Origin of the sequence: Caenimonas sp. SL110 (assembly GCF_001044395.1) — a bacterium.
GTDB lineage: Bacteria > Pseudomonadota > Gammaproteobacteria > Burkholderiales > Burkholderiaceae_C > Ramlibacter.
On the sequence record NZ_JANU01000006.1, the window covers coordinates 77,534 to 88,316 of the forward strand.

General features: G+C 63.1%; 12 protein-coding genes. 8 read left to right on the forward strand and 4 right to left on the reverse strand.

Annotation, left to right across the window (positions count from 1 at the left end; all coding sequences use genetic code 11):
* From AQ12_RS04045 to AQ12_RS04060, 4 genes are read left to right on the forward strand one after another with little or no spacing between them, the layout of a single operon-like run.
* Positions 1-864, forward strand: coding sequence for a branched-chain amino acid ABC transporter permease (locus tag AQ12_RS04045; protein WP_048438581.1), 864 nt, complete (start codon positions 1-3; stop codon positions 862-864).
* Entirely contained in the window at positions 861-1,850 is a 990-nt protein-coding gene (locus AQ12_RS04050; protein ID WP_048438582.1) for a branched-chain amino acid ABC transporter permease, read from the forward strand. Before AQ12_RS04045 ends, AQ12_RS04050 begins: the two co-directional genes overlap by 4 nt.
* Complete coding sequence (locus tag AQ12_RS04055) at positions 1,843-2,607, forward strand: ABC transporter ATP-binding protein (RefSeq protein ID WP_048438583.1); 765 nt, start codon at positions 1,843-1,845, stop codon at positions 2,605-2,607. Before AQ12_RS04050 ends, AQ12_RS04055 begins: the two co-directional genes overlap by 8 nt.
* Positions 2,607-3,326: an ABC transporter ATP-binding protein gene (locus AQ12_RS04060; RefSeq protein WP_048438584.1), complete on the forward strand. Its 720-nt coding sequence runs from the start codon at positions 2,607-2,609 to the stop codon at positions 3,324-3,326. The genes AQ12_RS04055 and AQ12_RS04060 overlap by 1 nt, the downstream gene beginning before the upstream one ends.
* Here AQ12_RS04060 and AQ12_RS04065 read toward each other — a convergent pair.
* Together AQ12_RS04065 and AQ12_RS04070 are read right to left on the reverse strand one after the other, a co-directional pair.
* Entirely contained in the window at positions 3,323-3,793 is a 471-nt protein-coding gene (locus tag AQ12_RS04065; RefSeq protein ID WP_048438585.1) for a DM13 domain-containing protein, read from the reverse strand. The two genes, AQ12_RS04060 and AQ12_RS04065, sit on opposite strands and share 4 nt — an antisense overlap.
* A 94-nt stretch (positions 3,794-3,887) precedes the next feature.
* Complete coding sequence (locus AQ12_RS04070) at positions 3,888-4,802, reverse strand: LysR substrate-binding domain-containing protein (RefSeq protein WP_048438586.1); 915 nt, start codon at positions 4,800-4,802, stop codon at positions 3,888-3,890.
* A gap of 129 nt (positions 4,803-4,931) precedes the next feature.
* On the opposite strand from AQ12_RS04070, the gene AQ12_RS04075 reads away from it, so the two are divergent.
* A complete protein-coding gene (locus AQ12_RS04075; protein ID WP_048438730.1) occupies positions 4,932-5,582 on the forward strand; it encodes an FMN-dependent NADH-azoreductase in 651 nt (216 codons plus the stop codon).
* A gap of 57 nt (positions 5,583-5,639) precedes the next feature.
* Here AQ12_RS04075 and AQ12_RS04080 read toward each other — a convergent pair whose 3' ends face one another.
* A complete protein-coding gene (locus AQ12_RS04080; protein ID WP_048438587.1) occupies positions 5,640-6,665 on the reverse strand; it encodes a sulfate ABC transporter substrate-binding protein in 1,026 nt (341 codons plus the stop codon).
* A gap of 129 nt (positions 6,666-6,794) precedes the next feature.
* Here AQ12_RS04080 and AQ12_RS04085 point away from each other — a divergent pair, with 129 nt between their 5' ends.
* The 3 genes from AQ12_RS04085 to AQ12_RS04095 are packed head-to-tail and all read left to right on the forward strand — an operon-like array spanning position 6,795 to position 10,083.
* Positions 6,795-7,067, forward strand: coding sequence for an oxidative damage protection protein (locus tag AQ12_RS04085; protein ID WP_048438588.1), 273 nt, complete (start codon positions 6,795-6,797; stop codon positions 7,065-7,067).
* Between the two features lie 17 nt (positions 7,068-7,084).
* Positions 7,085-8,833, forward strand: coding sequence for an FAD-dependent 5-carboxymethylaminomethyl-2-thiouridine(34) oxidoreductase MnmC (gene mnmC / locus AQ12_RS04090; RefSeq protein ID WP_053076547.1), 1,749 nt, complete (start codon positions 7,085-7,087; stop codon positions 8,831-8,833).
* Positions 8,830-10,083: an NAD(P)/FAD-dependent oxidoreductase gene (locus AQ12_RS04095; RefSeq protein WP_053076548.1), complete on the forward strand. Its 1,254-nt coding sequence runs from the start codon at positions 8,830-8,832 to the stop codon at positions 10,081-10,083. Before mnmC ends, AQ12_RS04095 begins: the two co-directional genes overlap by 4 nt.
* On the opposite strand, the gene AQ12_RS04100 is transcribed toward AQ12_RS04095, so the two are convergent.
* Positions 10,028-10,774 (reverse strand): response regulator, encoded by a 747-nt coding sequence (locus AQ12_RS04100; RefSeq protein ID WP_048438590.1) that lies wholly within the window; start codon positions 10,772-10,774, stop codon positions 10,028-10,030. The two genes, AQ12_RS04095 and AQ12_RS04100, sit on opposite strands and share 56 nt — an antisense overlap.
* Positions 10,775-10,783: the final 9 nt, after the last annotated feature.

A 10,783-nucleotide genomic window follows, 5' to 3' on the forward strand; every position in this document is an offset into this window, starting at 1 on the left:
GTGGATCTCGCCAACTTCCTGATTCAACTCCTGAACAGCGTGCAGTACGGACTGCTGCTGTTCATGCTGGCAGCCGGCCTGACGCTGATCTTCGGGATCATGGGCGTGGTGAACCTGGCGCATGGCAGCTTCTACATGCTGGGTGCCTACCTCGCGTGGTCGCTCTCCAGCATGACCGGCAGCTTCACGATTGCCATCATCGGCGGCGCGGTGCTGTCGGTGATCTTCGGCCTGATACTGGAGCGGCTGCTATTTCGCCACTTCTACGAGCGCGACCACCTCGACCAGGTGCTGCTCACCTTCGGCCTGATCTACATCTTTGAAGAAGTGCGCTCCATCCTGTGGGGTGACGATGTTCATGGCGTCACGATTCCGCAGTTGCTGTCGGCTTCGATTCCCCTCACCGACAACCTTTCTTATCCGGTGTATCGCCTGTTCATGTCGGGCGTGTGCATTGCGCTGGCGATCGGGCTCTACCTGCTGATCTCCAGGACGCGCCTGGGCATGAAGATTCGAGCCGGCGCATTCAACCGCGACATGACCGAGTCGCTGGGCGTCAACATCAAGCTGATTCATGCCGTGGTGTTCGCCATCGGTGTTGCGCTTGCCACCATCGCCGGCATGATCGCGTCGCCGATCTCCAGCGTGTACCCCAACATGGGCTCGCAAGTCCTCATCATGTGCTTTGTGGTCGTGGTGATTGGTGGCATCGGGTCGGTGCGAGGCGCCTTGATTTCTGCGCTGCTCGTCGGCCTGGTCGACACCTTCGGCAAGGTGCTGCTGCCGCAAGTCGCGGGAATGCTCGTTTACATGCTGATGGCAGCCGTGCTGCTGTGGAAACCCGAAGGGCTGTTCAAGCAATGAAGGCCAATCTCGAAACGCTTCCACGCAGCTTGCAGGTCGTCGTCGGGCTGGGGCTCGTTGCGCTGGTCGTGTTCCCATTCGTGGGAACCGAGTTCTACGCGCAGATGGTCGCGCGAATGATGATCCTGGGCATCTTTGCGATGAGCCTGGACTTGCTGCTCGGCGTGACCGGCCTGGTGTCGCTGGGTCACGCGGCATTCTTCGGCCTGGCAGGTTATGCGCTGGCATTCCTCACACCTGCGGGCGAAGCAGTGAGCCTGTGGTGGACGCTGCCCGCCGCTGTGGCTGCATCGGGCCTTGCCGCACTGGTGATCGGGTTCTTCGTGGTTCGCACGCACGGCATCTACTTCATCATGGTGACGATGGCGTTTGCGCAGATGGTGTTCTTCCTGTTCTTCGACAACAAGGCGCTCGGTGGATCGGACGGCATCTACGTCAACTTCAAGCCGTCTGCAGCGCTGTTCGACCTGGAAAACAAGAAGGCGTTTTATTACTTCACGCTGGCCATGATGGTGCTGGTGTACGCCTTCCTGCGCCGCCTGTTGTGGTCGCCGTTTGGACGCGTGCTGGCCGGCATCCGCATCAACGAGCACCGCATGCGCGCGATGGGCTATGGCACCTTCGGCTACAAGCTCGCCGCATTCACGTTGTCGGGTGCGCTGGCCGGACTGGCCGGCTACCTGTGGGCGGCGCAGACCGGATTTGTGAACCCTGAGCTGATGGGTTTCCACATGAGCGCGCACGCCATCATGATGGTGATCCTGGGCGGCATGGGCAACTTCGCAGGCGCGATCATCGGCTCGTTCGCATTCGAATACCTGCTGCATGTGTTCAAGGATTTGCCGCAGGTGGGCAGCGTGAACCTGGGCAAGCACTGGCAGTTGTGGATGGGCATCTTCATCGTGCTCGTCGTGGCATTTGCGCCGCGCGGATTGCTCGGCCTGGCCGAACGCCTCTCGCGTCGCAAGGAGGCTGGCGATGTCTGAGCCGCTTCGGTCCGAGCCGCTCCTTGTGGCCCGCAAGCTGACCAAGCGGTTCGGCGGGCTGGCCGCCGTGAACGACGTGTCGCTCGACGTGCATCAGGGTGCGATCCATGCGGTGATCGGGCCGAACGGAGCGGGTAAATCGACGCTGACCAATCTGCTCTCGGGCGATCTGCCTTCGACTTCGGGCTCGATCTCGTTGCTCGGGAAAGACATCACCGGCTGGTCGCCGGAACGCATCTCGCGCGCGGGTCTGGGCCGCAGTTACCAGAAGACCAATATCTTCCAGCCGTTCACCGTGTGGGAGAACGTGCGGCTCGCCGCGCAGTCGCGCGAGCCCCATGCAGCGCGTTGGCTCAAGCTGGCGAGCGGCTTCGGCGCCACCAACGAACGCGCAACCCACGCGCTGGAAATGGCCGGCCTCACATCACGTCGTGACGCGATTGCGGCAACCATCAGTCATGGCGAACAGCGCCAGCTTGAAATTGCAATGACACTGGCCACGGGGCCGCGCGTGCTGCTGCTCGACGAGCCGCTCGCGGGCATGGGCACGGCGGAAGCAGAGCGCATGGTGCAGTTGCTGCTCAGGCTCAAGCCGCAGCACGCGATCATGCTGGTCGAGCACGACATGGACGCAGTCTTCGCTCTGGCCGACAAGCTCACCGTGATGGTCAACGGCCAGGTGATCGCGAGCGGCACGCCTGCGCAAGTGCGCGCCGATGCGAATGTGCAGTCGGCCTACCTGGGCGAGGAGCACTGATGGCAAGCGACCAGGCGCTCATCGAAGCCCGCGGGCTGCAGACTTACTACGGCGCGAGCCACATCCTGCGCGGCATCGACTTCACGGTCGGCCGAGGCGAGACGATCGGGCTCATGGGCCGCAACGGCATGGGCAAGAGCACCTTGCTCAAGTCGCTGATGGGCCTGGTCAAACCACGCGCCGGCAGCGTGAAGATCATGGGCCGCGAGATGATGGGCCGTCCGCCGTATGAAATCGCACAACTCGGGATTGCTTATGTACCCGAAGGCCGCGGCATCTTCGGCAACCTGAGCGTGGTCGAAAACCTGGTCATGGCCGCGCGCCCCGGCACGCGCGGACAGCGTGACTGGACGTACGACCGCGTGCTCGAAACATTTCCGAGATTGAAAGAGCGCCTGGGCCACGGCGGCCAGCAACTCTCGGGCGGCGAGCAGCAGATGCTCACCATCGGCCGGGCGCTGATGACCAACCCCGATGTGCTGATCCTCGATGAGGCGACCGAAGGCCTCGCGCCCCTGATTGCGCGCGAGATCTGGCGCATCTGCGGCGTGATTCGCGAGACGGGTATCTCCAGCGTGATCGTGGACAAGAACTGGAAGCACGTCACGCAGGTCACCGATCGCAATGTGATCCTGGTCAAGGGTGAGGTCGTATTTGCCGGGACGTCCGATGAACTCCGTGCACAGCCGCAATTGCTGGATCAATACCTGGGCGTCTAGCGATACTGCCCCGCCGTGATGAACTGCGAAAACGATTCGCACCAGATCACCACGGTGTTGTAACGATTGAGATCGACGCCAGCCGGCAATGGCACGATGAAGTTCTCGAACGTCTTGATGTCGCCGATTGCAAGCGATTGCGCTTTCACCCGCTTGAAATCCGCCTCGGTCTCGACGAACTCCGGCACCAGGTAGAGCTTGTACGCAGGCCCTGGAGCAATCCTGCCCATGAGCGCAACGCCCGCCGCCCCGAGCGTGACGGCGCCCTCGCCCCAATGCAATGCATCGCTGCCTTTGAGCCCGCGCTTGAACTGCGTCGTGAATTGAGGAGCAGCAGAGAACGCTCTCACCTCTTGCGCCGTCGGCCCCGGTGGCGCGGTGAGGATGGGCAGCAGGTAAATTCCGAGCGCAAAGCCAAGGGCCAGCACAACCAGGTGCGAGACAGTCAACGCGAGGATTCTTTTCATGCTTGCCTTGTGTCGTTGCAAAACGATCGTTCTTACCCAATCCATCGAATTAATTGGAATCTGACCCCAATTAACAATTGGGGTCAGATTCCAATTATTTGGGGCATTCAAGCCCCTCGCTGCTCACGTGTTCGCCCAGGTGGTCCAGGAAGCGGCGCACGGCTGGCACGAGACCGCGACGCGACGGGAAGACGGCGTGCATCACCCCGGGACGCGGCGCCCAACCCGAGATGACCTGCTCCAACGCGCCTGATCGCAGCTCGTTCGTGCACATGTAGTCCGGGATGATGCATATGCCGGTGCCCTGCAGCGCGGCGCACTTCAGCGTGAGGATGTCGTCCGCGGTGTAGACGGGCTTGTGTACCAGTTCGAACGATCGGCCGGCAGGCCCGGTCAATATCCAGGTCGCCCGGCCATCGGCGGCGGACATCGCAACCGTCGGGAGCTTCTGCAAGTCCTCGACCGCCTGCGGCCTGCCCTCGCGGTCCAGCAACCTGGGGCTTGCCACCAGCAGCCCGTAGGTGTTGCCCAGGTTCTTCACCACCAGGCTGCCGCTGTCTTCGAGCGTGGGCCGCACACGCAGCGCCACGTCAATGCCCTCCTGCACGAGGTCCACCACACGGTTGGTGACCTGCATGTCGATTCGCACATGTGGATGCCGCTCCAGGAACATCGGGATCAGCGGACCTATCGTCGATTGCGCCAGCGTCACAGGACACGTCACCCGGATGGTTCCGCGCGGCTCGGTCTGCACGACCAGCACGGCCTCTTCGGCGGCCTCGGCCTCTTCGCGCATGGCGACGCAGTGCCGGTGGTAGATCTCGCCCGCTTCGGTCAGTGACAGCTTGCGCGTCGTGCGCTGGAGCAGCCGCACACCCAGGCGCGCCTCCAGTTCGGCAACGCGGCGGGAGAGCTTGGATTTGGGCACGCCCAGCGCTCGCCCTGCGGCGGCAAATCCGCCCTGGTCGACCACTTCCGCGAAGTACAGCATGTCATTGAGGTCTTGCATTTCTGATCCTTATCGTCCTGCTGACAGGACAATCTAACCCGAATTTGCCAACTTATCAATTGATCGATGCGCCCGCACAATTATTCCCATGCCAATCGGCACCATACACAGGACAACGAAAGGTCAATCATGAAGCTGCTCCACATCGACTCCAGCCCCCTCAACGCCAACTCGGTCTCGCGCCAGCTGACCGAGCGCATGGTCGCCCAGTGGCAGGCCACGCACCCCGGCACCGTGGTCGAGCATCTCGACCTGGCCGTCAATGCGCCCACGCATCTGTCGCTCGACTCGCTCGGCTTTCGCACCGCGCCCGGCACACCTGGCCTGACCGAAGTCCAGCAACGCGAAAACGAGATTTCCGAGCGTCTGGTGAGCCAGTTCCTGGCCGCCGATGTGGTGGTGATCGGCGCGCCGATGTACAACTTCTCGATCCCCAGCCAGCTCAAGGCCTGGATCGATCGCGTTGCACAGGCGGGCCGCACCTTCAAGTACACCGAGAAGGGTCCTCAGGGCCTGGCCGGTGGCAAGACCGTGATCGTTGCTTCGAGCCGCGGCGGCGTGTATTCGACCAACCCGGCGCTGGCCGGCCTCGATCACCAGGAAAGCTATCTGCGCACGGTATTCGGATTCTTCGGCGTGACCGACATTCGCTTTGTTCGCGCCGAAGGCGTTGCAATGGGTGAAGCCGCCAAGGCCCAGGCCCTGTCGGCTGCCGATGTGACGATCAAGGCACTGACGGTTGACGCTGCGAACCAGCCGGAAGCTGCACTGGCCGCCTGATTGCGTCTTCTCCTTCCCCCTCTGGGGGAAGGAGAAATGCCCAAGACCAGCGTCAGATCACTTGCGCGTATAGATCTGGTCGAAGCTGGCGCCGTCGGCAAAGTGGGTCTTGTCGGCCTTGCCCCAGCCGCCGAAGGCCTGTTCGATGGTGAAGGTGTTGAGCTTGGGGAACTGCTTTGCGTACTTGGCCTGCGCCTTCGCCGAAACTGCCGGGCGATAAAAGTTCTTGCCAGCAATGTCCTGGCCTTCTTCTGAATACAGGTACTTCAGGTATTCCTCGGCAACCGCGCGCGTCTTCTTGCGATCCACGTTCCTGTCGAGAACCGCAACTGCGGGCTCTGCCAGGATAGAGAGCGACGGATACACCACGTCGACCTTGTTGCCGAATTCCTTTTCCAGAAGGTAGGCCTCGTTTTCCCACGAGATGAACACATCGCCCTGGCCGCGCTGCGCGAAGGTGATCGACGAGCCGCGAGCGCCGGTGTCGAGCACCGGCACATTGCCGTACAGCCTGGCGATGAAATCCTTTGCCTGCGCATCGCCACCGTACTTGCGCTTGGCGAACTCCCACGCTGCCAGGTAGTTCCAGCGAGCGCCACCTGAGGTCTTCGGGTTGGGCGTGATCACGCTGATGCCCGGCTTGACCAGGTCATCCCAGTCCTTGATGCCCTTCGGATTGCCCTGGCGCACCACCAGCACGATGGTGGATGTGTAGGGCGATGCGTTGTGCGGCAGCTTCTTTTGCCAGTCGGGCGCGAGCCATCCACCGTTTTTGGCGAGTGCATCGGTATCGCCTGCGAGGGCGAGCGTGGCAACGTCTGCATCCAGGCCGTCGATGATCGAGCGGGCCTGCTTGCCCGAGCCGCCGTGCGACTGCTTGATCGTCACGTCCTGGCCGGTCTTGCCCTTCCAGTATCTGGCGAAAGCCTGGTTGAACTCCACGTACAGTTCGCGCGTCGGGTCATACGAAACATTGAGCAGCGTGACCGCCTGCTGCGCCGCGGTCGGCACTGCTGCAAGGGACAAGGCACCTGCGATGCCGAGCGCCAGGGGAATCTTGATAAAGTCGCGGCGAAGGTTCATGGTTGTCTTTCGGGCAAATGCGTTATTCGATGAGTCGGATTCTGTAAGCGCCCATCCGAAACCGGAACGACTGTCTTTTCACATGTTTATGCGCGAATGCTTATTCGCATGCGCAGATAAGGAAGCCCCATGGCACGAATGGTTCAATGCGTGAAGCTCGGCAAGGAAGCCGAAGGCCTCGACCGCCCGCCCTACCCCGGCGAACTCGGCAAGCGCCTCTACGAGCAGGTCAGCAAGGAGGCATGGGCCGGCTGGATCAAGCACCAGACCATGCTGGTCAATGAGAACCGCCTCAATCTCGCAGACGCGCGCGCACGCCAATACCTCGCGCGCCAGATGGAGAACCATTTCTTTGGCGGCGGCGCAGACGTCGCCCAGGGCTACGTGCCGCCTGCCAACTGACGCAGTCGATCACCCGCATGGCCGGGCTTGAACAGACCGGCGCGGATTTGATGCAAGCGTGCGGCCTCCCCGCCGCCTGGGCGGGCAAGGCGCAGTGGCGCGTGCTGGCATCAGGCGCTGGTGCGCCGATGAATTTCCTGGCCGCCTGGCACGCGTGGAAGGCCGATCCGCATCGGCCCCGAATGCTGCACTTCCTCTTGATCGAACCGCTGCCCGTATCGGCAGACGAGCTTGTTCGCGCCGCGAGCAGTCACCCGGAACTCGCCGCACTGGCCGATGAACTTGCGGCGCAATGGTTCGGCCTGATGCCGGGCTCACACAGGCTGGCCTTCGAGCAAGGCCGCGTGTTGCTGACGGTGCATGTGAACGAGTTGTCACCCGTGCTGCGCCGCGAGAGCTTTGTCGCCGACTCGGTGTTGCTGGGAGCCGTCGATGCCACGAGCGTCAAGGCGCTTTCGCGGCATTGCGAACGCGGCGCGAGGTTCGCTGCATTGACGGCGTCGCAAGAGGCGCTGCGAGAGCTGGGTCGGTGCGGGTTTGCAGTGCCCGCCTCAGCACAGCCGAACCCGGTCGTTGCGGGCGAATTTCTTCCTGCGTGGGAGCCGAAGCAACGTGCGCGCGTCCGCGCCGCGATGCCCTCGACCTGCATCGTGATTGGAGCCGGCCTCGCTGGCTCTGCCGTGGCCGCAAGCCTGGCCCGGAGGGGGTGGGACGTTTGCGTGCTGGACAGCGCGGCGCAACCCGCATCGGGCGCATCGGGTGCGCCGGTTGCCATGCTGGCACCTCATTTCTCACCCGATGACAGCATGCTGTCGAAACTGTCTCGCGCCGGCGTGCGAATGACCTTGCAGCAGGTGCGCGAGCATCTCGTGGAAGGCGAGGATTTCGGCGTCACGGGCGTGCTGGAGTTGCGCGAAGCGTTGCACGAAATCAGGGCGCACGAATTCAAATCAGCAGAAGAACCGTGGTGCCGTCCGGCAAGCGGTGATGATTTGAAACGTGCGGCGGCGGGAACCGACGCTCAAGGGCTCTGGCACGTCCAGGCCGCATGGATCAAGCCTGCAGCGCTCGTCTCGGCCTGGCTTGCGCAGCCAAAGGTGCAGTGGCGAGCAAATTGCCGCGTTGCCCGTTGCCAGCGCGATGGCGATACCGGTGAATGGATCGTGGCCGATGCACACGGCAATGAACTGGGTCGGGCAGCACTGGTCGTTGTCGCCGCGGCACTGGAAAGCGGCTCCCTTGCCGGCACTGAACTGCCGCTACAGCCCGTCAGGGGACAAATCTCATGGGGCACACAGCCGACTGGCGACTTGCCGCCCTTCCCTGTCAATGGCAACGGACACTTCATTCCGGCAGTGCCCGTCGCAGGCGATACGGCCTGGTTTTGCGGCTCGACGTTCGACCGCGGCGACTCGTCAATGCGGGCACGCGAAGAAGACAATGCGGCCAATCACGCCCGCCTGCGCGACCTGCTGCCGAGCGCAGCAGCAGCCGTTGAACACGAGTTCACGAATCGCAGCGTGCGCGCCTGGGCGGGTGTGCGATGTGCGTCATCCAATCGACGACCTCTGGTGGGGCAAGTGCAACCGGGTTTGTGGTTGAGTACGGCGATGGGTTCTCGCGGTCTCACGTTCTGCGTGCTCTGCGCTGAAGTGCTGGCCGCGCAGCTCCACGATGAGCCCTTGCCCATCGAGGCGCGGCTGGCCAATGCGCTCGCACCCACCACACCAAACACCCCCGCCCGCGCGGTAGCATTGGCTCGATGACGTCCGCAGCTCCCCGCCATTCCATCGCCATCGTTGGCGCAGGCTTTGCCGGCCTTTCATCGGCAGTCCTGCTGGCGCGCGCTGGTCACCGCGTCACGCTGCTGGACAAATTTGAAACCCCCGCTTCCGTCGGCGCAGGCATCCTGGTGCAGCCCAGCGGGCTGGCCGCCATGCGCGTGCTGGGCATCGAACAGGAGATGCTGGAACACGGCGCGCGGGTGGATCGCCTGCTGGGCAAGGCCTGGGGCTTCTGGCCTGTCGTCAATGTGCGCTACGACCGGTGGCAAAAAGGTTCTTTCGGCCTGGGATTGCACCGGGGCGTGTTGTTCGATGCGCTCTGGCGGCAGGCAAAGGCAGCGGGCGTTCAGGCCGTCACCGGCGAGCACGTTCGCGACCTGGCAGCCTTGCAGTCAAAGCATGACCTGGTCGTGATCGCCGATGGCTGCCGCTCATCGCTGCGCGTGCAGACCGGGCTGGCTTGCAGTGACCGCGTCTATCCCTGGGGCGCCGTCTGGGCTGTCCTGCGCGACCCCGAAGATGAATGCGGCAGCACGCTCGCGCAGTGGTTTCGCGGCGCGCGTCAGATGCTGGGGATCATGCCCACCGGACTTTCGCCCGCGGGACACAACGTCGTCAGCCTGTTCTGGAGCGTGCGGGCCGACCGGCTGGAGGCCTTGCGCGAGGCCGGGGTCGATGCATTCAAGGCATCGGTGCGAAAGCTCAATCCCCGATGTGAACCGCTCCTGGACCAGATCAGGTCGATGGATGACCTGACGTGGGCGAGGTACCACGACGTCGTCATGCCTTCGTACAACACAGATCGCTGCGTGGTGATTGGCGATGCTGCGCACGCCACCAGCCCGCAGTTGGGCCAGGGCACCAACCTCGCCTTGCTCGACGCGGTGGCGCTGGCCCAATGCCTGGAGCAAAACGTGCCAATGGCCCAGGCGCTGGACAACTACACCGCCGTGCGGCGGCAGCATCTGCATTTCTACGGCGAAGCGAGCCGCTGGCTCACGCCCCTGTTCCAGTCGGACCAATGGATGCTGCCGTTCCTGCGCACGCTGTTCATGAATGCCGGAACCTCTGCACCATTTCTCGGAACACTGACGCGGCAGACACTGGTTGGTGTGCGGCAGGGATGGAAGTCGGCCGAGCCGCTGGCTATGCCGGGCCTGCCCGCCGTGGCGAGCGTCAAAGCACCTTCTGCAGCAGCTCCTGCAGCCGGCCGGGATGCACAGGCTTATTGAAAAAGCCATCGACGCCGCTCAATCTGGCGCGAATGTGCTCGCCGATCGACGCATCGGACTTGGTCATGATGACGTGCTGTATCGCCGGGTATGACGAAGTCAGCTCCTTGAGGAATGCCCATCCGTTCACGTCCGGCAGCCCGAAGTCAACCAGCGCCACGGTGTAGGCATTGGCCCGTGCGAGCTCCAGTGCCTGGGCTCCTGTTTCTGCGTCGTCTGCCTGTGTCAGGTCGGCCAGGGCCAGCTTGGCACGCAGGTAAAGCCGCTCGTCGCGGCTTGCAGAAGCGATCAGCACCCGACGGTGGTCGCGCGCTTCGGGCTCAATGAATTCGGATGCACCATCTTCAAACCCCAGGTCGAAATCGAGCGGGTCTTTGGGCGCATAGAGCTCATCCATCGCCCCCAGCACCTCGATCCAGGAAATCGGCCTGTCGAACGCCCGAAAGGCACTGGCCGGTGCCACCGGGCCCACCCAGATGATGTCCAGCCCGGCCGTCCGGGGAGACTCGAGTTCAAGCTGCGCTTCGTAGCTCTGGCCGTCAATGAGCGCGAGCCTGGGTGCTTCCGGTGCATCGGGCATCCAGGGTGAATAGATGGTCTGGCGCTGTTCGGAAAGGCGAAACACCGAGTTGAGCGCATGCCGCTCCACATCGCTGAAACCCATCACCTTGACGAAGATTCGCTGTGCCATCTGGGGAGT

What these genes read in the sequence shown, in the direction of transcription:
- AQ12_RS04050 (WP_048438582.1), top strand. Translation starts at nt 861, where the DNA reads ATGAAGGCCAATCTCGAAACGCTTCCACGCAGCTTGCAGGTCGTCGTC.
- AQ12_RS04055 (WP_048438583.1), top strand. Translation starts at nt 1,843, where the DNA reads ATGTCTGAGCCGCTTCGGTCCGAGCCGCTCCTTGTGGCCCGCAAGCTG.
- AQ12_RS04080 (WP_048438587.1), bottom strand. Translation starts at nt 6,665, where the DNA reads ATGAACCTTCGCCGCGACTTTATCAAGATTCCCCTGGCGCTCGGCATC.
- AQ12_RS04100 (WP_048438590.1), bottom strand. Translation starts at nt 10,774, where the DNA reads ATGGCACAGCGAATCTTCGTCAAGGTGATGGGTTTCAGCGATGTGGAG.
- mnmC (WP_053076547.1), top strand. Translation starts at nt 7,085, where the DNA reads ATGGCCGGGCTTGAACAGACCGGCGCGGATTTGATGCAAGCGTGCGGC.
- AQ12_RS04070 (WP_048438586.1), bottom strand. Translation starts at nt 4,802, where the DNA reads ATGCAAGACCTCAATGACATGCTGTACTTCGCGGAAGTGGTCGACCAG.
- AQ12_RS04065 (WP_048438585.1), bottom strand. Translation starts at nt 3,793, where the DNA reads ATGAAAAGAATCCTCGCGTTGACTGTCTCGCACCTGGTTGTGCTGGCC.
- AQ12_RS04095 (WP_053076548.1), top strand. Translation starts at nt 8,830, where the DNA reads ATGACGTCCGCAGCTCCCCGCCATTCCATCGCCATCGTTGGCGCAGGC.
- AQ12_RS04060 (WP_048438584.1), top strand. Translation starts at nt 2,607, where the DNA reads ATGGCAAGCGACCAGGCGCTCATCGAAGCCCGCGGGCTGCAGACTTAC.
- AQ12_RS04085 (WP_048438588.1), top strand. Translation starts at nt 6,795, where the DNA reads ATGGCACGAATGGTTCAATGCGTGAAGCTCGGCAAGGAAGCCGAAGGC.
- AQ12_RS04075 (WP_048438730.1), top strand. Translation starts at nt 4,932, where the DNA reads ATGAAGCTGCTCCACATCGACTCCAGCCCCCTCAACGCCAACTCGGTC.